The organism is Gardnerella sp. KA00255, assembly GCF_049244095.1.
GTDB classification, from domain to species: Bacteria; Actinomycetota; Actinomycetes; order Actinomycetales; family Bifidobacteriaceae; genus Bifidobacterium; species Bifidobacterium vaginale_F.
In genome coordinates, this window is the sequence record NZ_CP058374.1 from 1,478,383 (window position 1) to 1,505,269 (window position 26,887).

Annotated in this window: 18 protein-coding genes, 1 tRNA gene and 1 other RNA gene; 7 read left to right on the top strand and 13 right to left on the bottom strand. The window is 41.0% G+C overall.

All coding sequences use genetic code 11. The annotated features are described in order from the left end of the window. Positions 1-193: 193 nt before the first annotated feature. On the bottom strand, positions 194-604 hold the full coding sequence (locus HXT51_RS05835; protein WP_415691794.1) for a DUF86 domain-containing protein: 411 nt from the start codon (positions 602-604) through the stop codon (positions 194-196). Positions 605-673: 69 nt separating this feature from the next. Then, positions 674-1,147 carry a nucleotidyltransferase family protein gene (locus tag HXT51_RS05840; protein WP_415691795.1) on the bottom strand — a complete coding sequence of 158 codons (474 nt, stop codon included), beginning with the start codon at positions 1,145-1,147 and terminating at the stop codon, positions 674-676. 608 nt (positions 1,148-1,755) lie between these two features. Between HXT51_RS05840 and HXT51_RS05845 the strand changes: the two genes are divergently transcribed. Beyond that, positions 1,756-2,994, top strand: coding sequence for a hypothetical protein (locus HXT51_RS05845; protein ID WP_421776406.1), 1,239 nt, complete (start codon positions 1,756-1,758; stop codon positions 2,992-2,994). Positions 2,995-3,686: 692 nt separating this feature from the next. Here HXT51_RS05845 and HXT51_RS05850 read toward each other — a convergent pair. The 3 genes from HXT51_RS05850 to HXT51_RS05860 all read right to left on the bottom strand — a co-directional run bounded on the left by HXT51_RS05850 (position 3,687) and on the right by HXT51_RS05860 (position 7,237). Continuing rightward, a complete protein-coding gene (locus tag HXT51_RS05850; protein ID WP_421776407.1) occupies positions 3,687-5,333 on the bottom strand; it encodes an MDR family MFS transporter in 1,647 nt (548 codons plus the stop codon). A gap of 326 nt (positions 5,334-5,659) precedes the next feature. After that, the gene (locus HXT51_RS05855; RefSeq protein ID WP_421776408.1) at positions 5,660-6,646 is read right to left on the bottom strand and encodes a G5 domain-containing protein; all 987 of its coding nucleotides are present in this window, start codon (positions 6,644-6,646) and stop codon (positions 5,660-5,662) included. A 225-nt stretch (positions 6,647-6,871) separates the two neighbouring features. Beyond that, a complete protein-coding gene (locus HXT51_RS05860; RefSeq protein WP_421776409.1) occupies positions 6,872-7,237 on the bottom strand; it encodes a thioredoxin family protein in 366 nt (121 codons plus the stop codon). A 252-nt stretch (positions 7,238-7,489) separates the two neighbouring features. On the opposite strand from HXT51_RS05860, the gene serS reads away from it, so the two are divergent. Further along, positions 7,490-8,776 (top strand): serine--tRNA ligase, encoded by a 1,287-nt coding sequence (serS, locus tag HXT51_RS05865; protein WP_421776410.1) that lies wholly within the window; start codon positions 7,490-7,492, stop codon positions 8,774-8,776. A gap of 79 nt (positions 8,777-8,855) precedes the next feature. Beyond that, a tRNA-Ser gene (locus HXT51_RS05870) sits at positions 8,856-8,940 on the top strand. 172 nt (positions 8,941-9,112) lie between these two features. Here the strand turns inward: HXT51_RS05870 and HXT51_RS05875 are convergent. Continuing rightward, positions 9,113-9,865: a Bax inhibitor-1/YccA family protein gene (locus tag HXT51_RS05875; protein ID WP_103084703.1), complete on the bottom strand. Its 753-nt coding sequence runs from the start codon at positions 9,863-9,865 to the stop codon at positions 9,113-9,115. A gap of 241 nt (positions 9,866-10,106) precedes the next feature. Then, positions 10,107-10,811 carry a GTP pyrophosphokinase gene (locus HXT51_RS05880; RefSeq protein WP_421776837.1) on the bottom strand — a complete coding sequence of 235 codons (705 nt, stop codon included), beginning with the start codon at positions 10,809-10,811 and terminating at the stop codon, positions 10,107-10,109. Positions 10,812-11,135: 324 nt separating this feature from the next. On the opposite strand from HXT51_RS05880, the gene miaA reads away from it, so the two are divergent. Then, positions 11,136-12,149 carry a tRNA (adenosine(37)-N6)-dimethylallyltransferase MiaA gene (miaA, locus tag HXT51_RS05885; protein ID WP_421776411.1) on the top strand — a complete coding sequence of 338 codons (1,014 nt, stop codon included), beginning with the start codon at positions 11,136-11,138 and terminating at the stop codon, positions 12,147-12,149. 128 nt (positions 12,150-12,277) lie between these two features. Here miaA and ssrA read toward each other — a convergent pair. The 4 genes from ssrA to HXT51_RS05905 all read right to left on the bottom strand — a co-directional run bounded on the left by ssrA (position 12,278) and on the right by HXT51_RS05905 (position 19,862). Next, positions 12,278-12,674: a transfer-messenger RNA gene (gene ssrA, locus HXT51_RS05890) on the bottom strand. Between the two features lie 258 nt (positions 12,675-12,932). Further along, a complete protein-coding gene (locus tag HXT51_RS05895) occupies positions 12,933-14,483 on the bottom strand; it encodes an MFS transporter (RefSeq protein ID WP_421776412.1) in 1,551 nt (516 codons plus the stop codon). 436 nt (positions 14,484-14,919) lie between these two features. Beyond that, positions 14,920-19,002, bottom strand: coding sequence for an ATP-dependent RNA helicase HrpA (gene hrpA / locus HXT51_RS05900; protein WP_421776413.1), 4,083 nt, complete (start codon positions 19,000-19,002; stop codon positions 14,920-14,922). A 125-nt stretch (positions 19,003-19,127) separates the two neighbouring features. Then, complete coding sequence (locus HXT51_RS05905; RefSeq protein WP_421776414.1) at positions 19,128-19,862, bottom strand: class I SAM-dependent methyltransferase; 735 nt, start codon at positions 19,860-19,862, stop codon at positions 19,128-19,130. A 101-nt stretch (positions 19,863-19,963) separates the two neighbouring features. On the opposite strand from HXT51_RS05905, the gene hflX reads away from it, so the two are divergent. From hflX to HXT51_RS05920, 3 genes are all read left to right on the top strand, one after another. Beyond that, positions 19,964-21,445: a GTPase HflX gene (hflX, locus tag HXT51_RS05910; protein WP_421776415.1), complete on the top strand. Its 1,482-nt coding sequence runs from the start codon at positions 19,964-19,966 to the stop codon at positions 21,443-21,445. Positions 21,446-21,726: 281 nt separating this feature from the next. Further along, positions 21,727-22,689: an L-lactate dehydrogenase gene (locus HXT51_RS05915; RefSeq protein ID WP_421776416.1), complete on the top strand. Its 963-nt coding sequence runs from the start codon at positions 21,727-21,729 to the stop codon at positions 22,687-22,689. 207 nt (positions 22,690-22,896) lie between these two features. Next, complete coding sequence (locus tag HXT51_RS05920) at positions 22,897-24,381, top strand: sensor histidine kinase (RefSeq protein ID WP_103084711.1); 1,485 nt, start codon at positions 22,897-22,899, stop codon at positions 24,379-24,381. A gap of 120 nt (positions 24,382-24,501) precedes the next feature. Here the strand turns inward: HXT51_RS05920 and HXT51_RS05925 are convergent, their stop codons facing one another. Both HXT51_RS05925 and HXT51_RS05930 read right to left on the bottom strand, forming a co-directional pair. Then, the gene (locus HXT51_RS05925; protein ID WP_415705967.1) at positions 24,502-24,774 is read right to left on the bottom strand and encodes a WhiB family transcriptional regulator; all 273 of its coding nucleotides are present in this window, start codon (positions 24,772-24,774) and stop codon (positions 24,502-24,504) included. A 120-nt stretch (positions 24,775-24,894) separates the two neighbouring features. After that, positions 24,895-26,877 carry an FtsK/SpoIIIE domain-containing protein gene (locus tag HXT51_RS05930; protein ID WP_421776417.1) on the bottom strand — a complete coding sequence of 661 codons (1,983 nt, stop codon included), beginning with the start codon at positions 26,875-26,877 and terminating at the stop codon, positions 24,895-24,897. Between the last annotated feature and the right edge of the window lie 10 nt (positions 26,878-26,887).

The following is a 26,887-nucleotide window of genomic DNA, read 5'->3' on the forward strand; positions in this document are numbered from 1 at the left end:
ACAAAAGCAACTCGGAGCGCCGAGCTTGCTTAAAGTTGAAAGTCCAGTGGACTTTCAACGCAAGCGAGGACTGCCTGAGTCAGTAAAGACGAAGGCAGGGTGATTTATTTGGTATTGCATTGGGAATTTGGTTGTGGTTATGGTGCGCTGACGACCTGCTTGAGCGTTGGTAAGTGTTAGCAAGTTTTTAAAATCAGTAGTTGCCTAATTTGTTTACACGAGTAAAATCAAGCAAATCGTCTGAATAAGAGCTTTTGTTTTTGTTGATATATTCTGTGAGAATTTCAATAACTTGTTTAGAGTCGCGTGACACTGACGTGTATAAAAGCTCCAAGTCTATTCCTTCATAATTGTGCACAATGCAGTCACGCATTCCAGCGATTTTCTTCCATTCAATATCGTTAGTATTTTCACGGAATGATTTCGAGAGCTTTTTCACATGTTCGCCAGCTTGCTCAATTGCATGAGCTACGGCATATTGTTTTTCTTCGTCCTCGACAAACTGATCAAAAGAAATATCGCTTATAAATCTAGCGGCAGCGCGCAAGTATTTGCGTATCGCTGCAACATGAACCATGTCGTTTGATTTGCTGGCTTTGCTCATTGTTTGGCCTTTGATTATTTGCGTGTGCTATGTTTTAAATAGATTAGTTTAAGTTTCAAAAAGTCAATTTCACACAATTTGGAAAATTGGTTGTGTGTTGATTTCTGTTACGAATGCTTTTCGCTGAAGTTCGGCATCTTCGTTTACTAGCGGTTGTGTTACGTAACGTTTGTTAACAAGGTCGATTTTTCTGCCTAAGCATTTAGATAGTGCTTCCGTGAGCATTTGCTTTTTGCTCACGATGTAAGCGGTTTCGCAATCTATACTTGAATCGTTTTGCATTTCGTATATAAAATCCACGTCTGAGTTCTGATTTGCTGTTCCTTTAGCAACAGATCCGAACAAGTATAGTTCTTTTACGCCGAGTTTTCTCGCAACTGGCGCGCAAAGTTTTTGCACAATCGAGGGAGTTAGTGCAGAAGGGTGATTTGACTTCGTGTTTTTTGGTTCTTTTGAAAACTTCTTAGATATTACAGTTTTTGCAGATGTCGTATTTGCGTCTATTATGCTTGTATTTATCGTAGTTAGTGTTTTCGCTGTCATTTCCCCTCCTTTGCGCGTGAATTTTTATTAATCGCCTTGATATTAATTTGTGAATTTATGGTTTACATACGATTTTATATGTTTGATGTGATGTTTTAGCTGGTTTTCGTAACCTAGTTTCAAACGATCAGATAAATCGTCTTGTGTTCGTTTTTATTGACGAAGGCAGGGTGATTTATTTGGTATTGCATTTGGAATTTGGTCGCGCTTACGCAAATGGGGTATCGGCGTGTCGCGCAAGAGCGGCGATATTGCAACGATTCTGATGGTTCTTGGGGGAGTGCAGAAGAGTTTCCTGAGAGTTTCCTGGGAAAATTCTTGAAAATTCTTGAAAATTCATTTTTTAATATAAAAACAAGTTTGATACTGTATTTTTTACGGTTTTGGGTTTGTTTATCGTGTTTTATTAAAATATTTTATTTAAATTGTGGATAAGCGCGGGTTGATTGGCTCTTGACTTTTTCAAACGGGGGGGGGGTATCTTAAAAGCAAACGTCAGCCGCCCTAGATTTTAAGGCTGGCGATACCGCGAATTGTTTCAAGACAACCGTGGTGCAAATTTTTCTTCGCATACCCTAGTGCGAAGGAGAAGAAGAAAGGAAATTATTATGTTAAATAAGAAGGCTATCGCCGCTCTCGCTGCTGGCGCCACCCTCGTTTCTGGTTTGGCTTTCGCCGCCCCAGCTATGGCTAATCCTGATTGGAATAATATTGTTACCGTTGCTCCTGATAAGTCAGCTGAGATTGCTAATGCTGAGAAGGAACTTAAGGAAGCTAAGTCTGAATTAGCTGATAAGCAGTCTGAAGTTCCAGCACTTAAGCGTGCTGCTGAGAAAGATCAGGAAGCTTCTGATGACGCTTACGCTGCTTTTATGAAGTTCTCTGAAGCGGAGCGCAAGGAAGCTAAGGATAAGCCTCAGTCCGACGCTGGTAAGGCTTACACTAAGTACACCACTGCTGCTGATAAGGCTGCTACTTCTAAGAAGACGCTTGACGATAAGAACAAGGAAGTTGAGGCTGCTCAGAAGAAGGTTAACGAGAAGCAGGAGGCTCTTAACAAGCTTAAGGGTGTTAAGCCTGTAGAGCCAAAGCCTGTTGATCCAAAGACTCCAAAGCTTGATCTTGTTAATCTTTTGAAGGGTGTTGATGAACCATCTGGCGCTACCATGGTTTCCCCATTCGGTACCAGCACTCTTTACACCAACTACAAGGGTTTGACCGCTGAGCTTATCAAGAAGGGTTTGACTAACATTGCTGCTTACGATGCTCTTCTCGACAAGCTTGAGTTCGGTTTGAAGCAGACTGGTTGGGCTAACATCTTGAAGAACATGGGTGGCGACAACTGCAATTACTTGGGTCAGCTTCGTCGCCAGCTTCAGAAGGCTGTAAAGCATTATGGTCACGTTGAGGCTGCTGTGAAGGATATTCAGGCTGAGCTTAACGAGGATAAGAAGGATGAGCTTGCTAAGAATACTCCAGAAGGCTATAAGAATGCTGCTGAGATTCAAGTTAAGTTGAACCAGGCTGGCGGTTTGCTTAAGGTTGCTGATAACAACCGTACTCGTGCTGCTGCTGTCTTAGATTCTGCTAATCATCATGCTAAGGATTTGAGCTGCGATACTGGTGCTAAGGAAGTTTTGGATGCCATGAAGAAGGCTGGTAACTTCCCTGGTAAGAAGACTGCTGATAAGAAGGCTGCTCCAGCTGGTGCAAAGCTTGATACTAAGACTGCCGCTGCTGCTTCTGCTGCTCCTTTGAGCAAGACTGGTGTTACCGTGATGTTCACTGCTTTGGCTGCTTCCATGCTCGCTGGCATCGGTGCTGCTGTTCGCAAGTTCCGTCACTAAATAATATTTTCACATTCAACTTGTGGCGTGGAGCGTGTGTTTCACGCCACTGCTCGGACTGTTCATGTTTTAAGTGTTTGCTGGTTTGCCATTTACCTTTTCTTACTAGCGAGTGTTTAGAGTGTGATGGTTTGAGTGTTGAGTGTTGATACTGGTTTTGTTTTCCGCTAGGGACGGGTAATGATTCCAGGTTTTGAAAGGCTTACTTCGGTAAGCCTTTCTTGTTTATACAGCTATATTTTTGTAGCGTGACGACCTGCTTGAGCGCGCAATCCTATTAGTTAGGCAGAGATTTAAGATTTTTCGCCCAGAGCGAAATGTATTGCTCGCGCGTTAGCGCTCTATTCCTCACGGCTAATTGCCGTTCGGCTGATTTGGCATGTAAAGTCCACTGGACTTCCGCTCTGTGTCAGCTCACTCATCGAAAGAGCTTAAAGCGCACTATGGCATAGGCAGAGATTTAAGATTTTTCGCAGCGAAAGAGGCGAGCCTCAGCGTCGCTAGATGGTGACTCGCTGAGAGAGCAAGAAAAATTGAAAAATCTCGGTGATTAGTCGAAGATTAAAAGACTAAACATGCCAAGAGCTGTCGGAGTTTCTCTTAGAGCAATGTAAAAATTTTGCGATGAGAGAAACTCCGACAACTCAGCACCATCATAAAGGAACTTTGAGCAAGCTCGGCGAATCGAAGATTCAGTATTGATGATGAGTATGATCGTTTAAAACATCCTTGTGCTCGGAAGAATGCGGAATATGCAATACGCGCATTTTAGCAATCGCCCTTCTAGCTAAGGCGTGAGCGGATCCTGCGCCTTCACCTTTAACCCCAAGAATCACGATAACAGCCATAATAGCTGTAATAATCGCACTGATTCTAAGAGTCCACTGAACACCAAAAATGCTAGCAGCAACATCCGCTGCATGCCCCGTGCCAAGGCTGGAATGACGCCAAGTAGTTAATGCCGTCATAGTAACAACTAGTACTGGAGCGCCTATTGCACCCCAAAGCTGTCTCATAGTGTTAGTTACAGCAGATCCATCTCCAAGCTCTTCGTGCTTCAAGCAGTTAAGCGACCACGTTGTTATAGGCATTAGCAGGAATCCCATGCCAATCTGCCTTGTAAACTGCCAAATAGAAATCCACCAAATCCACGTGTGCATATCTATAAGACTCATCATAACAGTGCCGAAAAGCAGTATCAAAGATCCTGCCATAGCAACTGGTCTAACTCCAAAACGATCGAGCATGCGTCCGCCTAAGAATTGCGAAATAGCCATGCCGAAAGCTCCAGGAAGAAGTATAAGACCGCTCATAGTTGCAGAAAATCCGCGATCATCCTGAATGTAAAGCGGTATGAGAACCATAATCGAGCTGAAAGCGAAAAATGTTAAGCATGCGCAAATAGTTCCAATTGTAAAATACTTATTTTTAAGCACACTTAAGCCAAGCAGGGGGAGTTTACCGCGCTTCTGATCAAGGAATTGTCGTATTACAAACCATATGATTCCAATGCCGCCTACTATCATTGGCACCCATGACATTGGGTGAGTAATACCGTAAGCTTCAATATTTGTGAATCCAAACATTAAGCCTCCGAAGCCAATAACTGATAGGCTTACAGAGAAGAAATCAGCTTTCGCATTTTTATCTTGCTCGCCAAAATTATGCAAGAAAAATGCTGAGAGAATTATAGAAATAAAACCTATTACGGTTAAAGATAAGAAGATTGAGCGCCAGCCGTTGAAATCTGTTTGCAAACCGCCAATAGTTGGGCCGATTGCCGGGGCGATACTCATTGCCATGCCTACGCTGCCCATTGCCATGCCTCTGCGCGTAAGAGGGTAGACGGAAAATACGGTAATCTGCAATACAGGCCACATGACTCCGGTTCCAATCGCCTCTAGAGTACGTCCGATTAGAGCCATAATAAAATCGGTGCTTATCCAAGCTAAAATAGAGCCTGCAGTGAATAAGCACATAGAGGTTATTACTATTTGCCTAGTGGAAAATCGCCTTGTTAAAAAGGCTGTTAGCGGCACCATTATTGCCATAATTAGCTGGAATATTGAAGTAAGCCATTGGCCTGTTGTAACGCTTATATTGAATTCTCGAACAATTGTAGGCAATGCCGCTGTGAGCTGTAACTGAGCGAAGTTACCTATGAATGTTATGAAGGTTAATATTGCCAGTGATATCAAGGCTGCGCGAGTAAGGTGATTGTCTTTATACGCTTCTTCGCCTATTAAAGCATGACTTAATTTAGCATGATTTAAATTATCGCATTTGCTGCATTCAGTTTTGCCGCATTTGCTTTTATGCAACCATGATGTTAATGGCACGTTTTAATCCTTTCTACAATAGTCGATAACAAATAATCAAGCGATTACTGCGTGAAGACGTAAAACAAACTAATAACATGCAAGTCGTAACATGCGGAAAATAGCATGCTGAACATAACGTGCAGTTTTAAGTTAGTAGTCTATACACAGTAATCGCATAATTTTACTAAGTAATATTAATTTATTTAGTAAATACGAAAGTAAGTTTTAAAATCAAAACTCAGCCTAAGCCGTAGCTTTGGAATCTAGTTTTGGGGTCTAGATTGTGGATTTGGCTTTTGAATCTCGATTTGGCCTATTACTAATTGACGTATTAGCAAGGCTGATTAGTAGTTGTGATGAACCATCCAATACTGGTATGCGCCTTGTATCGAGCCGTATCTACGATTGCAATAATTCCAGAACCACTTGAGCTGAGTCTGATAATTAGTAGCCCAATCAGCGCCCGCAGAAGCCATTTTTCCGCCTGGAAGAGCTTGAGGCAAGCCGTAAGCTCCAGAAGGATTCATTGCGTTTACGCGCCAACCAGATTCGTGAGAAATAATAAATACCGTGGCGGTAAAATCAGCTTCGCTATAACCGTTGGAAAGAAGCCAATCATGCGCCCAATTTTGCATTTCTCCAGCTGGTACAGTAGTTCCGAGTGAAATATCTGCTGGCGATCCTGCAAGTTCGCCACCTGTTCCAACAAGTATGATCTTGTCTTTAGGAGCTTTTTTAACGTAAGAGGCAAATATGTTAGACGATACTACTTTTTTGCCTACATGCGTAACAAGCTTGGCTGTTTCCATAACGCCATTAACGCCATTTTGCTGAACTTTTTCAGTGCCTTTTGGAAGCGCGGCAGTTTCCTTTTTGACAACGTTAAAAGCAATATCGTCATCTGAAGTTTCTAGTTTAGCACCTTCGCGTTGAATTGTGATAACGGTTGATTCTTTAACTTTCGTGTCAAGAGAAGGCGTTACAACATCGTGAGGCTCAAGCGTAATATCTCCAGCGTTTAACACGGAACGAACATCTGTAAAATTAGTTCCTAAAATTGTGCGATGATGCCCATTAATAACAACAGTAACGTATGAAGTATTGCTATTTAGAACATCACGAACTGCGCCACGAGAAACCGTAGTGAGATTTTCTGTAGCTGAATAAGAAGTTACAGGAGTTGCCTGAGGTGCTGATGACTCGTAAAAATTTCGAGAAACAACGACAAGCACCACTAAAGCAATCGCGCTTATAACAGACGCAATCAAAATTGCCCACTGACGCATGCTCAGCGATTTAAGCGTGACTGTATGTTTGCGGTGACTGGTCATATCCCTCCCTCTTCAAGTAAGCGATAATCAATCCAAATCTAATTAATTAAACACTAACTAATTAATTTAATCAGTCTAATTAATCGTTAACCAATATTGAAAATTAATCAGTTAAACAATAGACATAACTACTAGTATATTAGTCGCACGCAAAGAGAATGGCGGTATTTCAATCTTTATTTAATCGCACGGTTATGCTTTGCTGCTGTTCTATTCGTTTCCGTCTTATTCGTTATCGCCGCTATCTTCGCTATCGTCTTCATCGCTCGTGTCAAGTTTCTTCGCTTCCTCAACAACAAGTTCAAGTACCTCGGCTGTTACAGATCCCTGATGATTCCAAATTTCTCCGCAATTCTTTATAACTTTAATAGTTGGAATAGAGTGAATTTCAGCTTCCGCGGCTATATCTGGATTCTCGTCAATATCGACCTTAATAAATGTGATTTCTGGGTGATTTTCACTTACCTTTTCAAAAATTGGTCCGAATGCTCGACATGGAGCGCACCACTTTGCCCAGAAATCGACGAAAACAATTTCATTTGATCGTACAACAGACATGAAGTCTTCTTGCTTAACATGCATAACTGCCATTTTTCGCTCCTGTTAGATTTAGATAGTTGTTTTAATATTTGCTTTTATTATTTTTTAAATTTGCCAATATTTATTTATTCTTTAGTGTTTATTTATAGTGTTTATTTATATTTGTATTCAGCTGTGAATTGAATCAAGTTCTGCAATTATACACTTAAGTATTTATATGTGACTCATATCGTGTTATAGGTTATTTGCACTATTTATACCTATTATATGCATCTGTCGTCTTGCGGCACTAGGCTAGGAGTCATGCTTGATATCCAATTTATTCGTGAACATGCCGACGTAGTTAAGGAATCGCAGCGCAAGCGTGGTGAATCCGTTGAACTCGTCGATGAAGTATTGCGCAGCGATGACTTGCGCCGAACCGCTCTTAAGGCTTTTGAAGACGCTCGTGCTGAGCAAAAAGCTATTGGTAAGAAGGTTGCAACAGCTAGTGCCGAAGAAAAGGCTGCGCTTATTGCTGAGACTAAAGAATTAGCTTCGAAGGTTGCAGAATACAAGGCTGAATCCGAAAAAGCTACTGCCGACTACACTACAGCAATGTGGAAGCTTTCTAACATCGTTGAAGATGAAGCGCCAGAAGGCGGAGAAGACGACTACGTTGTAGTTAAGAAGGTTGGTACGCCTCGTGATTTTGCAGCTGAAGGTTTTGAGCCAAAGGATCATTTGGCTCTTGGAACTGGCGTTGCTGGAATTGATATGCGTCGCGGCGTGAAGGTTGCAGGCTCTCGCTTCTACTTCTTGCGCGGTGCTGTGGCTCGCTTGCAAATCGCAATGCTTACTATGGCTGTTGATCAAGCCGAAGAGCACGGTTTTACGCTTGCGATTACTCCAACGCTTGTGCGCCCAGAAGTTATGCGCGGAACTGGCTTCTTGAATTCTCATGCGGATGAGATTTACCGTTTGCGTGAGCCAGATGATCAGTATTTGGTAGGTACCTCCGAGGTTGCTTTGGCTGGTATGCACGAGGATGAGATTCTTGACTTAAGCAATGGTGCTTTGCGTTATTGCGGTTGGTCGAGCTGCTACCGTCGTGAAGCTGGTGCTGCTGGAAAGGATACTTCTGGTATTATTCGCGTGCATCAGTTCGATAAGGTTGAGATGTTCGTTTATTGCAAGCAGGAAGATTCTCGCGCTGAGCATCAGAAGTTGCTCGGTATGGAGCAGGAAATGCTTGCTAAGGTGGAAGTGCCTTACCGCATTATTGATACTGCTGCTGGTGATCTTGGTTCTTCTGCCGCTCGTAAGTTTGATTGCGAGGCTTGGGTTCCAACTCAGGGTCGTTACCGTGAGCTTACTTCTACTTCTAACTGCACTGAGTATCAGGCTCGTCGCTTGAATGTGCGTGAACGTATGGAAGATGGCGGAACTCGTCCAGTTAGTACACTTAACGGTACTTTGGCTACTACTCGCTGGCTTGTGGCTATTTTGGAAAATCATCAGCATGAAGATGGTTCGATTGATATTCCAAAGGCTATGCAGGCTTATATGGGTGGCAAGGAAGTCATTGAGCCTACTAAGTGGGAAGCGTGAGTGTTGCGTTCTATACGTGATGATATGCTATACCCTTGTGCATTGAAGGCAGTGATTTGATTGCTTTCGTGCGCAAAATGGATGGGTGTCCGAGCGGTCTAAGGAGACGGTCTTGAAAACCGTTGTAGGGAAACCTACCGCGAGTTCGAATCTCGCCTCATCCGCGAATTAACCAAGCTTCAAGCTGCATTGCGCGCTTGAAGCTTTTTTAATTCGCCGAGCTTGCTCAGGGTTGTAAGCACAGATTGCATTGTGTTGTATTAACGAATATAAATAAAATGTCTGCTGAAATTATAAAATCTCAGCAGACATAATAGATTACTGATTAATCGCGAGTTAATCTTTTCTATCTCCAATTAATTGCAACAGATAGACGAACATATTTATGAAGTCTAAGTAAAGTTGCAAAGCGCATAGAATTGATATTCTCTTGATAACTTCAGGTTGCTGATCGTATTCTTCGAATAGAGCACGAGTCTTTTGAGCGTCATAAGCAGTAAGACCAGCAAAAACCAATATTCCAATGGCTGAAATTATCTTAATTGCATTGTTGCTCGGTGTGAGGAACATAAGAATAAACTGAGCAATAACAAGTGTTATTAATCCAGCAAAAATAATCGGTCCAGCTTTAAGCATGTTGATTTTTGTAGTTAGTGCAAGCATAGTTAAGCACAAGAAGAATCCTGCTGTAAGAGCGAATACGATTACAATAGATTTAATTTTGAAAATATCAAATATTATGCTAATAGTGAATCCTGTTATAGCAGCATAAGCGTAGAAAATAATTCTAGCTAATACTACGTTCATCTTCATAATTCGTATTCCCAAGAAAGCAGACAATGCGACTTGTACTAATACGATGCCAATCCAACCTAACTTTCCGGTTGCGATGAGGAATTGTTCAAAAGCGCCAGTCGACTGTGAAAACATTGCAACTAGTGCTGTTACAATCAAGCCTACTGTCATTTCTCCGTAGACTTTTGCTACAGATGTTCGTTTTGCTTCCTCGTATGCATAAACTGCATTCGTGTTTATAGTTTGTTTAACGTCGCCATATTGTTGCTCGTATTTTTCGTTGTAATATGCCATAACGCTCCTTTTCTTAAATAAATTTCACTAATAATAAACAATCACACAAATACTATTATAGATAATTGCTATATGAATAACACTAACAATTTTACCTTATAAAAATATGAATGCACGTATTGCGCAAGTAGATATATTGTAAATGCACGTATAGTAAGTCACGTATCGTAAGTCACGCATAGCGTGCAAATGAATAGCGCAATTACGTATATGCAATTACGTATATATTTAAGTCACGTATTTACGAGTGTGGAGCATTTTCTACGCGAGGAGTGCCGTTAATATCACGGTGAATTCCCTGCATAAGAGCTTCGATTTTTTGCAAATTACAAGCGCAATCAAGCAAAGTTTGTGAATGTTCAGCAAGCTTACTATCCGGCAAATCCGCTTTATAACGCAACGCGTGTTCCAAGCTGGCCCAATAATCCATTGCGATAGTACGGAATTGGACTTCAACAGGAGTGTAATGCGCTCCAGAAGAAAGAAATACTGGGACTGCATAAATCACGTGCAAACTTCTATATCCATTAGGCTTAGGATTTTTAATATAATCCTTTACTCGCAATACTTGAATATCTGTTTGTTCTGAAAGATATTGCGCAACAGCGTAAACATCATCTCTATAGTTGCAAATAACGCGTATTCCAGCAACGTCAAAAAGGTTATCGCGGATTGCATGAGTGGAAATATCAAGGTTACGACGATGAAGCTTTTCAAAAATAGAGTGTACTGATTTTAAGCGTCTTTCCATATGATGAATCGGATCATGTGAGAATCGAACTTGGAATTCACTGTCGAGAATTTCGAGCTTAGTGCTTATTTCATACATTGCGCCTTCATAAACTTGCATCATGTTTACGAAGGCATCTATTTGATCATCAGGTAATGATGGTATAGAGTCACCGTTAGCTTCAAGTGCATCAGCGCTTCGCAGGCGAGCATACAGCTCTGCGGAATTTATGCGATTATGACGATCAAGTATCACGTCTTTTAATAATACTCAGAAAACTGCTAAATAGCTGATAGCGTGGCATTTAACAGAATAAATTTACGAAAGCGTAGCAAATTTACGAAAGCGTAGTAAATTTACGAAAGTACAGTGAATTTACGAAAGTGCATTGAATCTACAAAAGCGTAGTAAATAGTGAGTTTCGAATAAGTATGTGATAATAATAAAAATATAGAAGGAATATGGAAGTAATATACAGAAAATTTTAGCTAGTAAAAATTTAGCGAAATGTGATTTTGTTGGGAAATCGAGGAGTATAGTATGTCAGAAAATAAGCAGGATCGTGCTCCTAAAGTAATTTCGATAGTCGGTCCTACAGCTTCCGGTAAAACAAGTTTAGGTATTGCGCTTGCGAAAAAATTAGCTGAGCGTGGGATTCGTGCGGAAATCATCAACGCAGACGCGTATCAAATGTATCGTTACATGGATATTGGCACGGCGAAGGCGAGCGAGGAAGAGCAGGCGGAAGTACCTCACCATTTGCTTGACATTATTGATCCTGAAGAAACGATGACGGTTGCGCGCTTCCAAACCTTGGCTAGGCAGTGTATTAGTGAGTTGCAATCGCGCGGTGTGAGGCCGATTTTAGTTGGAGGATCGGGATTGTATGCGCGTGCTGCCGTGGATGATATTACATTCCCGGGCACGGATGAGTCTATTAGAGCCGCTTTAGAGGATCGCGAGCGCAAGGAGGGAGCTGGTGCGCTTTTCGATGAGTTGAAGCAGAAGGATCCGGTTGCTGCGGCTAATATGGATGCGCGCAATCCGCGACGTACAATTCGCGCGCTTGAAGTGATTGAGCTTACGGGAAAGCCTTATTCCGCAACGCTTCCGAAGTATAAGTATGTGATTGATTGCGTGCAAATTGGCTTAGATTTGCGTCGCGAAGATTTGGATAAGCGCGTGGATTTACGTACGCGGATTATGCGTGAGCAGGGTTTTGTGGATGAGGTGCGCGCAATTCGAGGGCGATTGGGTGTGACTGCAGCTCGTGCTCTTGGCTACCAGCAGATTATGGATTATTTGGATGGTGTGTGGAGCGAGGATGAGGCTTTTGCGGATATTGCGCAGAAAACTCGACGACTTGCGCGCAAACAAATGGGTTGGTTTGGTAGGGATGCGCGCATCCACTGGCTGGATGCGTTGCGACCGGATCTTGCGGAAGCTGCGCTCGCGATCGTTGATGCTGCGGACGCGGGTGAGTTTGATTGCGATAATTCTGACACTGCTGAGCACGCTACTCAGCATCATCTCGGAGATGCCTTTGATGCTTAACCTGAATCTTGTAAACATTGGGTTTTAGGAAATAACTCAAATAACTCAAATAACTCAGGTTTTGCTACAAAAAACGCCACTGTGTACCTATTGCGTTAGACGCTGGTAGAGCAGTGGCGTTTTTGCGTTTGTGGAGTCGCGGGGAATTGAACCCCGGTCCGGTGACCGTACCCTCGGTCTTCTACGTGCGTAGTCTGCTGGCCGCACGGCAGTTTTTCTGCCCCCATGTTATCGCAGACAATTCATGGCGAGCATATCTACAGTAAAAGTCCCTGAATTGCCCTGCAGCCCGGCAATTCAAGCAAGTCTTCTAATGACGTTCAGCACCACTCCGAAGACGTGAGTGGGTGAACGGAGCAGCTGCTCACTGGTTAATCCTGGCGCGAAGCTCAGGCAGCGAGAGCGAACTCAGTGCGATTAGATTTAGCACTTATTCTTTTGCGAAAGGACGTTTACGAGTGGACTTTCGCATTCTCGGCACGCTTCCCCGCGGCGAACAGATCGCCGTCGAAACCGATCGACCCCTTTTAACTTATTGCAATATGAATTTTGCAATATGAATTTCATATAGCAAAGCAACTTAGTGAAGTATTTAAACTCACCAACATATAGTACAACAAACTTTTAAATTAGAGCAAATTATTTATTCTAATAAGATTTGTAACATTTGCTGTAGGTAGTTGTTTTCGCAGTATTTAGTCGTCCAATATCGTTATCTACTAAAGTCGTCCAATATCGTTATCTAAAGACCTATCTAATAGATCTATCTACTATCTTTATCTACTAGCGTTCTTCGCGACTTTTCTCGACTTTGTTATTGCTTTTATATTTTTTGTCTAATTTAGAATACACATAATTTCTAATCACAAATACTAGCAATCCTAATATCGAAACTATTGAACCTATAAGCAAAACATTCGAGAATCCTGCAGCTGAACCTTTAACGCCAATAAACGAGAATCCTTCTAAAGTGTGATTGTCAATAAGACCGTAAAAAATCACAATTCCAATGGAAGTTGTAATACTCATAGCGAGATCATTCATACCACAACCGCGTCCAGTTTCTTCAACAGGCAAAGAATCCAAAATTGTAGAAACAAGAGGAGAGTACATAAGACCGCAGCCTGCGTAATATATGCAAGCTCCAACAGTTAGTGCCCAGAATCCGCTCATAACGCATAAGCTTGAAACAAGCCATCCTAAAGCCATTAATAGTGACGCAATAATAACAGCATTTTTGCGACCGAAGCGGGCAATTATTTTCCCTGAGCTAGTGCCAGCCAAGGCTGCAATAATAAATGCGAAAACCATATAGTGTGTTACGTCAGATGTGCTTAGTTTATATAATTCATCTCCTAAATGGTTGAAAATAGGAGTGAAACAATAGTTTGTGAAATAAAGGAACATAAGAACTATCATTGCGGAAATCCAACGTTTGTTCTTGAAAAATGCTGGAGCAACAAAAGGATTTTTAGCTTTACTGATATAAATTCCAAATACTATAAATAATCCGATTGAAATAATAAGCATCCACCAAATATGATACGAGAAGAAAACAGTGAGAAGTGCAACAGCTGTGCCAAAAATCATGAATCCTATAGTGTCTATCTTATTTCCATTTCCATTATTTTGAGGCAAATAACGCCTTAAAACAGGTAGGAAGAATATAGTGATAGCTGGGATTAAGAAGAATGATTGCCAGGAGATAGAGCTTAATAATCCTGCTGTAAAAATGCCAAGTGCTGCCGAAATTTGATATCCAGCTGTAAATAATCCGAAGAAAATAACTTTAAGATCATTGCGTAAATATTTTGATGCGATTACTAGATAAGCAGAACCTGTTACTTGTTCGCCTGCAGATTGAATCATACGAGCTAAAATAACGCTCCACAAATGTGGCTCGAAACAAAAATTCGCTACAAAACCAAATATTGAGCCTGTAAAAAGTGTTAGCAATCCGACTGTAACAAGTTTTTTCAACGATACAAAATCGCCCAAAGAACCGTAAATAAATAATGCGATTCCTAAAATAATTCCAGGCAGACCTGTGATCAAAGACGATTGTTCAGGACTCCCAACATCTGATCCGACTTGCTTAAATAGCAAATTGAAGCCCTGCAAGCATAAAGTTCCAAAAACATAAGATATGAGAAGTAGGATAAGCGCGCGAACTGCTATTTTATTGCGAGTTTCAGGATTTTCATAAGCGTCATTGTTTAATGTGTGAGCATGGAAAATAGTATGTTTGGAAGTATTGTGAGCACTATTTTTAACGGTATTACTTTTATTCGCATATGATTTTTTAGATTCATCTACAGGTGATAGCTCAGCCATATTTCTCCCAAACTATTGCAGCGCATGAGTGCGTTTACTTGCTAAACTTTGCATGCTGTTAAAGTTACGTTCATATAGGTTCACAATTTTATATTCGTATGGATACATAAGCTTATTGCAAAACTCTATGCGTTTTCTTGCTTTTGTGTACTTAGAGCGCGTGTCGGTAAACAAAAGCAAGAAGGGTTGCTTGGTTTTGTTTACTTAGGTGGTGTGTTGGTAAACAAAGTCGGGGGAGTGTTCTTGGTTTTGTTTACTTATGGGGCGTGTTGGTAAACAAAATCGGGGAGAAGTAAACAAAGTCGGGGTGGTGTTCTTGGTTTTGTTTACTTATGTGGTGTGTTGGTAAACAAAAGCAAGAAGGGTTGCTTGGTTTTGTTTACTTACGCACTAATTTTTAAGAGCAGGGAATCCAATAAATAGGAATTGAGGCCTATCACAGTTTTTGCATACGCTGAATGCTTATAGGGTAAGCTGTGCCTAATTCTTGCGCCCAAAGAGAGACATAGAATTCTTCGCACATCCAGCGTAATTTCTCAGCGATTATTTGCGACTCGTCATGTGCTGGTCCTGCTGGAATCTTCTGAGCGTTTTCTTGGGCTTTTACTACAAGCTTATGTGCTTCATCTGCCTGCCATGCCCACCGCACATCACGATTTTTATCTGCTTTAGCTTTAGCAAGACGAATCACGTCTGCATGCAAGTAGCGTTCAATACGAGGTAGTGAATCGGATGGAGTTTTTGCAATAAATCCTTCGTACACAAGACTTGCAGTGTGTTCGCGTATTGATTGCAACACTGAAAGCAAAGGCAAATCAGCCTTGCCTGAAACAGCTTTACTTGATTCTGCTTGACGTTTTAATATTGCAATCACATCGTGTGCAACGGCATAAACAGTGTCTTCATACACTTCAGATACGTTTGCAACAGCTTCGCGTAATAAATTATCGTCAGTAATATTATCCGTGTTCGTAATAAGTCGTTTTACTGCAGCCATTTGCAAGTCTTCTGCTAAAGCGTTAGAAGTTGAATAAGGTGCAGCTGCGAGTAGTAAAGCTTCCGATCCAAGCCAGCGAGAAGTAATGCGCTTATTGTCTAAATGCAGCATGTTTAACGCGCCATCCCACACCATTTGCGATCGAGAAAGATTTGTAGCGCCAGACTTGTGTAATAAATCTGCTCGTTCAATAACATGCCCAGCTTGTGCGGCTTCATTTGCTTTACGATTTACAATTGCTCGCGCAGATTCTTGTGCTTCTCTTGCGAAATGTTGTTGTAATGCAATTAACGATTTGTCGGTCCCAAGAATAGTAGGTTTTACGCGATTAGAATACTTATTACGACCTGCAGGTTTATTGCGATTTCCGTTAGTTTTTCTTTCTTCAACACTAAACGTCATGCGCAAGTATGGCGATAGTCTGCTTATTTGCTCATCGTCGAAAACTTCAGGATGTATTTGCGCTCCAACTACACTAATTGCAGCTTTAGTGAAAACTTCTCTAAAATCTGGCCAAATCAGCTTATTTTTATTTGCGTTTGTTCCAGTTTCTTCAATTCCAGGAAGCTCGTCGTAATGTTCGTCAATCCATGCGCGAATTTTTTTAGCAGTGTCAGGAGCTGGAACGAACTGTACTCGTAAAGCTTTAGGCAAAGATTTGATCATGCCAATAATAAGCTCGTCAAGCAAGCCTGGAACATTCCAACTAAACTCTTCAGGAGTTAAACGCGAAAGTGTGTGAAGAGGCACATGTACTGTTACGCCGTCCAAAGGATCAGCCGGATCATAAATATAACTTAGGCGCAGTCTTATAGGCTGACCGTCTGTGCCAATCGTGTTCCAATGATCAGGATAGTCGGCTAAATCAGTGCTTTGCGTAGTTTGTAAACGTTCAACTTCATCGGGATTAAAATCTAATTTGTGCGGATTTTCTTCGCGGTTATCTTTCCACCATTTTGCAAGAACAGCGATAGTAGTTGCTTCTTGAGGAAGACGAGTATCGTAAAAAGTAAATAAATCTTCGTCATTTACAGTTTCGCTTATTTGACGAGTGCGATTTGCTTGATTATCTGCGTCTTCAAGCACATTGCGATTATTTAAAATAAACTCATCGTGTGCGAAACGCTGTTGTACGTCTGCTTCAACTAAGCCTTGACGAATCATAATCATTCGAGCTTCGTAAGGATTAACTCTAGCCCATTGAACTGTGCGATCTTGAACAATAGGTAATCCGTATAGTAATACTTTAGATTTTGCTACAGCAGCACCTTTAGAAGCGCTCCAATGAGCGTCAGAATACGTGATTCTAGTAAGATTTTTAGCAAGTGGCTCAGCCCAAGCAGGATCGATTTGCGCGCAATATCTTGCCCAAAGTCTAGAGGTCTCAACCAATTGCGTACACATAACCCATGAAGGAGTTGTTTTAGAAACAGCTGAAGCTGGGAATATTGCGAATCTTCCTCCGCGCGCGCCTTGATAATCGTTTTTAGCCATTTTTTGAGCGCGTTTCATAGCGCGAATTTTTGCTGATCCGTGCAAATTAGCAAAATCTGAAGCTTTCGGTTCTCGCACTACTTGCATTCCCAACATAGAAAGCAATCCTGCAAGCATTGACGAGTGTATGCCTTGCGAATCCCAAGAGCAGCATAAGCTGTGAGCAGCCTGCTGATTATTAGGAAGCTGACGAATTTCCAAAGATGGCCTTTTAGATGGAATAGGCTCGCCAACTTTATAATGTAACTCTTTACACAAGTCTTGAAGTTGATTAACTAAATCTTTCCACTGTTTTAAACGCAAAAAGTGGAAGAATTCCGCTTTACAAAGTTTGCGAAGAGCGTTATTGCTCATATTTCCGTCTGCTTGGAAAATATAATCCCAAATATTTAAAGCAGTTAAGAAATCGCTTGTTTCATCCGCATAACGATTATGAAGTCTATCCGCTTCTTCACGCTGTTCTTCAGGGCGCTCGCGAGGATCTTGCAAACTCAAAAACGCAACAATTACAAGCACTGCAGCAAGAGTATTCGGAGTGGTTTTACGAGCCGCTTCAATAATCATGCGTCCTAAACGAATGTCAATCGGCAATTTAGAAAGCTCGCGTCCAATATGAGTTAAAGTGATGAAACCTGATTTTCTACTTATTGCGCCAAGCTCGTTAAGCTCATTAAAACCGTCGCTTACTGCTTTCATATCAGGAGGGTCAATAAAACCGAAATTCGTAATATCTTCGCCAGTTTTAGCAACGCCTACTGAAAGCATGTGTAATACTACTGCTCCAAGCGAAGTGCGAAGAATTTCAGGATCAGTAAAACGAGGTCGAGTTTCGTAATCTTCGCGCGAGTAAAGTCTAATAGCAATACCGTCCGCGATTCGTCCGCATCGTCCAGAACGCTGATCTGCGCTCGCTTGAGAAATCGGCTCTATAGGAAGCCTCTGCACTTTTGCAGACTTAGAATATCTGCTAATTCTCGCAAAACCAGGATCGACAACGTATCGAATCCCAGGAACAGTAAGCGAAGTTTCAGCAACGTTAGTAGCAATAACAATGCGTTGATGAGAGTGGTGTTCAAATACGCGATGTTGATCTTTTGCAGAAAGACGCGCAAAAAGCGGAACTATTTCAATAGCATCCGCTCTTTTCATATCACTTGCTCGAGTGCCAAAATATGAGCGTAATCCTGATTCAAATTCGCGAATATCGCGCTCGCCGGAAGCGAAAACCATAATATCGCGCGCGCCTTGCTCGTGGCTTGAATGAATCACTAATTGAGCGCATGCGCGTGTTACTGCAGATGTCATATCTTCATCTGCAATATCGTCTCGATTACTTTCGTTAGATTGGCTTTCTGCAACAGTTTCCTCATCCATTGTTATGTCTGCAAAGCCAGGGACGTGTCGCATAAGTGAAGGCGCGGATCCAAGAGGCTCATAAAGCACTCTCACAGGGTACGTGCGTCCAGAAACTTCAATAACAGGAACTTTTATGTGTAAAGCTTGTTCAAAATGTTCACGGAATTTTGCAGAATCTATTGTTGCTGAAGTAATAATCAGCTTTAAATCGCGTCTTTGCGGAAGTAAAGTTGTTAAATATCCTAGCAAAAAGTCAATGTTAAGACTGCGCTCGTGGGCTTCGTCAATAATAATCGTGTCGTATTTAGTAAGAAGAGGATCTCGCTGAATTTGCGCAAGTAAAATACCATCAGTAACAATTCGAAGCTTTGTTTTAGGTGAACTTTCGTCGGTAAATCGCACTTGGTAGCCGATTTCTTCGCCTAGTTTTACTTCCATTTCGCTTGCGATTCGCTCAGCAACAGTTCGCGCAGCTAAACGGCGAGGCTGAGTGTGTACGATTTGTTTACTTCTTCCGCCTCTTCCAAGTTCAAGCGCCATTTTTGGGATTTGCGTAGTTTTACCGGAGCCGGTTTGTCCGGAAACAATCACGACTTGTGAAGACTTAATTGCTTCTATTATTTCGTCGTGTGCTGCGCAAATAGGAAGCTCAACAGGGTAGTCGAATTTCATAGTGTATTTATTTCTTTTCGTAGATTTTTGCTTTTATCACTGCTTTTTGCTTTTAGTATTGCTTTTCGTTTTTAGCATTGATTCTTGCTTTTAGCGTTGCTTTTTACTTTTAGTACTTTTAGTACTTACTTCGTCTTTGTTACTTCTATAATTCGGTATCCCTTAGAGCTTGCATATTTTTCAACTATGTAGTTTTCGCCAAGATTTTCAGCAAGCCAAGGAATAAGTGAGTCTGATCCAAGATTTTTTTGTACAACTAAATATGCTTTTCCGTTTTCGTTCAATCTTGGTATCCAAGTAAGTAATATTTCGTGCAAGACTTCTTTTCCAACGCGAATTGGCGGATTGGACCATATTAGATCTATGTTCTCTAAATCTTTATTTTTAATTGCGTTTTCAACAAGTTCAGTGTGTATGTTTTTAAGATTAATATTCTTCGCGTTTAATTTAGTGAGTTCTAGTGCTCTCTCGTTTACGTCGATAGCGAAGATTTCTGCATTCGGAGATTCTAATCCAAGAGATAAGCTGATAGGACCCCATCCGCATCCAATATCAAGAAATCGGCCATTTTCCGGTGGTTTTGGAGCGTGTTTTAACAAAACAGACGTGCCTAAATCAAGTTTAGAAGCGCTAAATACTCCGTTTGAAACTTGAACGTCAATATCACGGTCGCGTAATGTTACATGAAGTGTTTTTCGCTCATCGTTTGATGAAGGAGTTGCGGAAAAATACTGTTCGCCGCTTTTCTTTACTGCAACATCATTAGTTTTAGTTTGAGTTTTAGGTTGAGTTTTAAGTTGATTGCGATTCTTAAGTTGATTGCGATTCTTAAACTGATTTTGATCCTGGTTTTTAGTCATTGTACTTATTTACGATTTAGCATTTAATATGTCTTCTAAAATCACAATAATAAAACAAACGTTGTAAAATACTATTAAGTAAAACGACGAAGGGTGCGTCTTTGGTAAATAACGTAGATATAGATGCTATTAGCAATTCGAATAGCAAGCATAATGATGTGCTTTCTGGCCATTCTGATGTACTTTTAGACACTACTTTAGAAAGTGAGAAGCATGATGAAGCGTGGCAGGAGCGCGAATCTCGTAATGCTTTAAAACGAGTAGCTGGTCTTGGTGAGTTACAAGATGTTACTGAAGTTGAATACAGAAAACTTCGTCTTGAGCGTGTTGTGTTAGTTGGCGTGTGGTCAAGCGCGCGTGGAACTCTTTCTCAAGCAGAAGAATCTTTGCGTGAGCTTGCAGCTTTGGCACAAACCGCTGGTGCTGTTGTTTGCGATGGCATGTTACAGCAAAGATATAGGCCGGATGCCGCAACTTACGTTGGCTCAGGTAAAGCGCGTGAGCTTGCAGCGGTAGTTGCTCAGCATGATGCGGATACGATTATTGTTGACGATGATTTACCACCTAGCCAGCGTCGAGCTTTAGAAGATGCGACTAAAGTTAAGGTTGTTGATCGCACCGCTGTTATTTTGGATATTTTTGCTCAGCATGCTACGAGTCGTGAAGGTAAAGCTCAAGTTGAGCTTGCTCAATTGCAATATATGCTTCCGCGATTAAGAGGTTGGGGTGCTGCTCTTTCCAGACAGGCTGGTGGTAGAGCTGCAGGCGATGCTGGTATTGGCTCAAGAGGCCCTGGCGAAACTAAAATCGAAATGGATCGTCGTGCTATTCGCAATCGCATTTCAAAATTGAGGAACGATATTGCGCATATGGCTCCAGCTCGAGATGTTAAGCGAGGTTCTCGTCGCAGGCAAGGCGTGCCAACTGTTGCTGTAGTCGGATATACGAATGCTGGCAAATCCTCTATTATTAACAGGCTTACTGGTTCAGAAGAATTAGTAGAAAATGCATTATTTGCAACTCTTGATACAGCAGTTCGACGTTCTAAAGCCCAAGACGGACGCAATTATACGCTTGTAGATACAGTGGGATTTGTTCGTAGGCTCCCAACCCAATTAGTTGAAGCATTTAAATCTACTTTGGAAGAAGTTTCGCAAGCGGATGTGATTATGCATGTAGTTGACGGCTCGCATCCGGATCCTACTTCTCAAATTGATGCTGTTAATGAAGTTCTTGGATCTATTAATGGAGTGGAAGAGATTCCTCAATTACTTGTATTTAATAAATCTGATTGCATGAGTCAGCCTCAAAGAGAGCGTTTAGAAAAATTGTATCCTGATTCTCTTATCGTTTCCGCTGCATCTGGAGATGGCATTCTTCGACTTCGACAAAGAATTGAATGGCTATTGCCTTCTCCAAGAGTGAAAGTTGACGTTGTTTTGCCATATAGTGCTGGATCTTTACTTTCGCAAGTTCGTGAAAATGGCGTAGTAGAAAAAGTTGATTATGAAGATCGTGGAGTTGCTTTAATCGCTTATGTTAATGACTCTTTGGCTTCAAAGCTTATGAGTGTAGCTTTGTAAAAATAATTGCACACATATTTAGATATACATATTTTTACATAAACAATTTCACGCACAATTTCAATACAATTTCACACATAATTGCACAAATAATTCCACAAATAATTTCACTTATTAACATATGTGATTTGCGAGTTTTGCAGGGCCACAAATTCCGGTGGTGCGATTAGAGTAAAGGTGTTCATACCCACAGGCTCTTAATAAAAGAGCAGCCTTCATAAATTAGTGTGTTTCATACATTTTGAAGGTGTTAATAGGTTGTTGAAAAGAGGTTGTTTCGCATGGTAAATTCGCAGGTTAAGCCAACAAAGCTGGCGATTATTGGTGCTGGTGCAGTCGGTTCTACGCTCGCCTTTGCTGCCGCTCAGCGTGGTGTTGCCCGTGAAATTGTGCTTGAAGATATTGCTAAGGAACGCGTAGAAGCTGAAGTTTTGGATATGCAGCATGGTTCAAGCTTCTATCCTGCAGTATCAATTGCCGGTTCGGACGATGTAGAAATTTGCCGTGATGCAGACATGGTGGTTATTACTGCTGGCGCTCGCCAGAAGCCAGGTCAGACTCGTTTGGATCTCGCCGGCGCAACCATCAACATCATGAAGTCGATTATTCCTAATGTTGTTAAGGTCGCTCCTAACGCTATCTACATGTTAATCACTAATCCTGTGGATGTTGTTACCCACGTTTCAATGAAGCTTTCTGGTCTTCCAGCAAATCAAATGTTTGGCTCTGGTACCAACCTTGATTCTGCTCGTCTTCGCTTCCTTATTGCTCAGCATACTGGCGTAAATGTTAAGAACGTTCACGCTTATATCGCTGGCGAGCATGGCGATTCTGAAGTTCCTCTGTGGGCTTCTGCAACCATCGGTGGCGTTCCTATGTGCGATTGGAATGCTCTTCCAGGTCATGAGCCACTTGATGCTTCTAAGCGCGAAGAAATCCATCAGGAAGTTGTTAACGCTGCTTACAAGATTATCAACGGTAAGGGTGCTACAAACTACGCTATCGCTATGTCTGGCGTAGATATTGTTGAGGCTGTTCTTCGTGACACTAACCGCATTCTTCCAGTGTCTTCTTTGCTTGATGACTTCCACGGAATTTCTGATGTTTGCATGTCTGTGCCAACATTGTTGAACCGCAATGGTGTCAACTCTCGTCTTAATACTCCAGTTTCTGATCGTGAATTGGCTGCATTAAAGCGTTCTGCTGAGACTTTGCGCGAAACTGCTGCACAGTTTGGCTTCTAATTTAAATAATTAGATTCGCTGTTAGTTTTATAAGCTGCTTCTGTACGTAAGTGCGGGGGCAGCTTTTTTATAAGTGTTTTGCAACATATTCGATTGAATGCTTGATTGCATGCTTGATTACATACTTTGTGCGAATGCTTTATGACATATCTTTTGCAACATACCTAATTGACTTATTTCTTACATGCTAGATATATGATTATCCATATGGCTGATTTTTCTCATATTCTTTCGACTCGTCCAGATTTTGACGATAGCGATCGTGAATGGTTACATCATTTGGTAGCTGATTGGCAAGTTATAGCTGACTTAAGTTTTGCAGATCTTCTTTTAGTTATTCAAAATGGTGATGGTGATTATGTTGTTGCGGAACAGTGCCGTCCATCTACTGCAATAACGCTTAGAACTGAGGATTTGCTTGGGGAAAAGCTTGATATTTCTATGTATGATGAGCTTTCGGAAGCTATGAAGTCAGAAACAAGTTTCCATTCTTCAGTATTGCGTTCTGTTGGAAGAGCAACAGTTTGTAATGTTTATGCTCCTGTGCGCCATAATGGTAAAGCTTTAGGTCTTGTTTTGCGAGAAACAAATTTGGCAACGCGCGAATCTAACGGTAGATATGAAACAGAAAGTATTAATGCTGGTAAAACACTTTTTGATATGATTCCTCGTGGTCAATTCCCATATCATTATTCTGTTTTAAATCAGCGCCATAATGCTCGTGTTGCAGATGGTTTTATTGTTCTTGAAGCGAATGGAATTGTTCGATACGCTTCTCCTAATGCTATTAGCTGCTTCCGTCGTCTTGGCGGATTAAATACTATGACTGGCGAGTATTTAAGCGAGTTTGGCACTAGGCTTTTGCATATTAACGATGTAGTTCCTGAAAGTTTGCCGCTTGTTTTAAGTGGTAAAGCAGATATAGATTGCGAACTTGAGGCAAATCATTCTGTTGTTTCAATGCGCTCTTTGCCGCTTTTTGGTCCTAGCGAAAGAACTGGCGCTGTAATATTATGTCGTGATGTTACTGAAGTTCTTCGTAGAGAACGTGAATTGCAAACAAAGAATGCTACTATTTCTGAAATTCACCATCGCGTGAAGAATAATCTTCAAGCTGTTTCGGCACTTTTGCGCTTGCAGGCGCGTAAAACTAAATCTCAAGAAGTGAGAAAAGAGTTAGAAGAAGCGCAACGTCGTGTTCAAACTATTGCTCTTGTTCATGAAGGTTTAAGTCAGACTGCCGATGAAGTTGTTGATTTTGATAAAGTTATTTCTAGTTTGCTTAAGATGTCTATAGAATTAGCTTCGCAAAATCAGAAAATTACTATTGATTTTGTTGGCAAATTCGGAATGCTTGCCGCTCAAGATGCAACTCCGCTATCTTTGGTTCTTACGGAATTGGTTACTAATGCTGTTGAGCATGGTTTTGAAGACAAAGAATCAGGTCATATTAAGATTTCCGTTGGGCGTGGTGGCGATAATCTAAATATTATTGTTGAAGACGATGGAGATGGTATTGATAGCGAGGCTTCGCACGGAATGGCTCGACCTTCTGGTTCTGGCTTAGGAACGCAGCTTATCAATACTTTTGTTACAAATGACTTTGGTGGAACTGTTCGCTGGGAGCAGAGGCATGAAGGCGGAACGCGCGTGGTTTTGGATATTAAATTACGCGTACCTGGAGTCGCTTAATATTGCGTGATTTTATTGCGTAATATTGCATAATATTTCGCATAATATCAATAATCTAGCTTGAATCAGTTTAATTTAGATTAACTTGGTTCGAGCTAGATTTATTTATAATTTAATTTTTTATAGTTCTGAATCACTATGACGTCGTGCGCGCATTGCACGTCGTTTTAGCGAGCGACGTTCTTCTTCGCTTAATCCGCCCCAAACTCCATAGTCCTGGTTTGTTTCTAATGCGCATCTTAAGCAAGAATCAGAAACTTTGCACGAGCGGCATACTAATTTTGCTTCCTCGATTTGCTGATATGAAAGTCCAGTATTTCCAACTGGGAAAAACAGCTCCGGATCTTTATCCCTACACGCTGCTTTTGTACGCCAGTCAAATACATTGCTCATATCTAAGTAAACCTCACTTAAAGTATTATTACAAAAAATTTCCCCGTATGTAAGGAAATCACGAATATGTATTTTTTTCAAGAGTTTTATGAAGTTTAGTTAAATATATAAATATTTATGCTATGTATTTTCGAAATAAATTAACTGCAGAAGATAAGCGTGCCCTGGATAAATTAGTACTGCTCGCCCCGGGGTGTGATAGTCTTGCGGAGTTAAAGATTGTTGAATTTCTGACGGTATTCCAAGCATTGTATCTGTTCCAGCATCCCCAGTTGGGAATATTATGCGCACTGGAGCTTGATCCGGCAATCGTAATCTATGAGCTGTTTTTGCGCTAAAAATCACAGTATTAGATGAAGATAGTTGTTCTTGAAAATATATGGCATCAGGATTGTTGTTCAAAGGGTTCACAAGCGCATCTGCATTGTCAACAATATAAGGATGATTAGTGTTTTCTTCCCGATTTTCGCCGTCTGCTATATCTTCTTTCAATAAGTTATCTATAAGACGCAAAATATTAGTTTTGCCGCGTCCTTGAGTGCCGATTATAGCTATATTGCCTATGTTTAGTGGGAGAGTGGCTGCATATAATCGTATTCCGTCATCTAATAATCCAATAGTAATATCGTTATTTTTATGAATGCGATTAGATGTTTTATCATTCGCATCAAATTTACTATATTTTTCAGCTTGTTTTACTGTTACAAGCGATGGCAATGGTTTGCTAAATAATTGTTCGGCTTGATTGTAATGATAGAATTTTCCAGCAAGATTTATTCCTTCGATAAGAGTAGAAGTATTTGCTATTTCAGAGCATCGCACAGCTGTAATTCCTTCGCCAAGATTGCAATACGCTCCTCCAAGTGATTGAGGATTTATATATGCTGCGCACGAGGAGCCAAGTAATTCGTGCGATTGAAGAGCATCCCTTACGCGTAGGCATAAATTAATAGATATATTTGCTTTCATATCTGCATTAACTTGACCAAGAGGATTTTGTGTGCAGGCAATAATATGCATCCCTAAAGATCTTCCTACAGACGCGATTCGAATCAGCCTGTTCATATAGTGCGGAAGTTGATCTTTTAATGCGTGAAATTCGTCTATAACAATCACGATTGAAGGCTGGTACGGTTTTACTTGCGTAATATCATGGCATTCTTGTTCGGCAACTAAGCGCTCTCTGCGATCTAATTCTTTTTCTAAACCTCGTAATGCGCGAGTTGCATGATGCAAATCTAAGTCTCCAACGTTGCCAATACTGTGAGGAATTTTTGCTAATGCGTCGAAAGTTGCTCCTCCTTTAAAATCCATGAATACGAATCGCAATGCGCTTGGCGGATATCGAAAAGCAAGAGCCAAACACCAAGTCGTAAGTAATATGGATTTTCCAGATCCTGTTGTTCCTGCTACAAGAGCGTGCGGTCCATTTTTCACAAGATCAATATTCATATCGCCTTTATTGCTAACTCCTATAGGCGCTATAAGTTGCCTTTTCTGGCTTTTATTTTTCGCAAAAGACATTAGCCAAGATCTTGCGATTTCTCTCCATGGAGGCATTAGTAGTTTGCTTCCAAGTTGATAATTCTTAGATATTTTAGGAATATTTAATAGTAATTTTTCCAATATTATTGGATTTATGTCGTCTGGATTTCCATCGATTTTAGGCGCGTTACTTAAAACGTTATTTAACGCATTATTTAGCCCATTATTTAATCCACTCCCGTTTAGTCCACTCTCGTTAAAATATGAATTCTCCTGAGAATTAGCGTACTGATTTCTATGCGAATTTGAGTTTATAGCGACAAGCGATTGCTCCGATTTTGCTTCTAACAAGTTATTTAACTTATTAGAGTTTTTAAAACCATTGGCATACGAGTCTAAAGAGCTATTTGAAATATCTCTAGACATATTTGCGTGCTGTTGTATAAGTTGTGGAATAATGCTGGCAAGATACATCATCGTGCTCGGTATTATCATTGCAATCATCATCCACTGGTGTTGCACAAAAGCTATAACAGCCATTGTTATGTTTGCAACAATAGGTACAATGCTTGCGAATATTTGCAATCGCAAAAGTGCTCGTTGTGTAATAGTTTTCATAGCATTATGA

Excerpts from the sequence above, each read along its gene's own strand:
- HXT51_RS05835 (WP_415691794.1), bottom strand. The coding sequence starts at position 604 with ATGAGCAAAGCCAGCAAATCAAACGACATGGTTCATGTTGCAGCGATA.
- HXT51_RS05840 (WP_415691795.1), bottom strand. The coding sequence starts at position 1,147 with ATGACAGCGAAAACACTAACTACGATAAATACAAGCATAATAGACGCA.
- HXT51_RS05845 (WP_421776406.1), top strand. The coding sequence starts at position 1,756 with ATGTTAAATAAGAAGGCTATCGCCGCTCTCGCTGCTGGCGCCACCCTC.
- HXT51_RS05855 (WP_421776408.1), bottom strand. The coding sequence starts at position 6,646 with ATGACCAGTCACCGCAAACATACAGTCACGCTTAAATCGCTGAGCATG.
- HXT51_RS05860 (WP_421776409.1), bottom strand. The coding sequence starts at position 7,237 with ATGGCAGTTATGCATGTTAAGCAAGAAGACTTCATGTCTGTTGTACGA.
- serS (WP_421776410.1), top strand. The coding sequence starts at position 7,490 with ATGCTTGATATCCAATTTATTCGTGAACATGCCGACGTAGTTAAGGAA.
- HXT51_RS05875 (WP_103084703.1), bottom strand. The coding sequence starts at position 9,865 with ATGGCATATTACAACGAAAAATACGAGCAACAATATGGCGACGTTAAA.
- miaA (WP_421776411.1), top strand. The coding sequence starts at position 11,136 with ATGTCAGAAAATAAGCAGGATCGTGCTCCTAAAGTAATTTCGATAGTC.
- HXT51_RS05895 (WP_421776412.1), bottom strand. The coding sequence starts at position 14,483 with ATGGCTGAGCTATCACCTGTAGATGAATCTAAAAAATCATATGCGAAT.
- hrpA (WP_421776413.1), bottom strand. The coding sequence starts at position 19,002 with ATGAAATTCGACTACCCTGTTGAGCTTCCTATTTGCGCAGCACACGAC.
- HXT51_RS05905 (WP_421776414.1), bottom strand. The coding sequence starts at position 19,862 with ATGACTAAAAACCAGGATCAAAATCAGTTTAAGAATCGCAATCAACTT.
- HXT51_RS05915 (WP_421776416.1), top strand. The coding sequence starts at position 21,727 with ATGGTAAATTCGCAGGTTAAGCCAACAAAGCTGGCGATTATTGGTGCT.
- HXT51_RS05920 (WP_103084711.1), top strand. The coding sequence starts at position 22,897 with ATGGCTGATTTTTCTCATATTCTTTCGACTCGTCCAGATTTTGACGAT.
- HXT51_RS05925 (WP_415705967.1), bottom strand. The coding sequence starts at position 24,774 with ATGAGCAATGTATTTGACTGGCGTACAAAAGCAGCGTGTAGGGATAAA.
- HXT51_RS05930 (WP_421776417.1), bottom strand. The coding sequence starts at position 26,877 with ATGAAAACTATTACACAACGAGCACTTTTGCGATTGCAAATATTCGCA.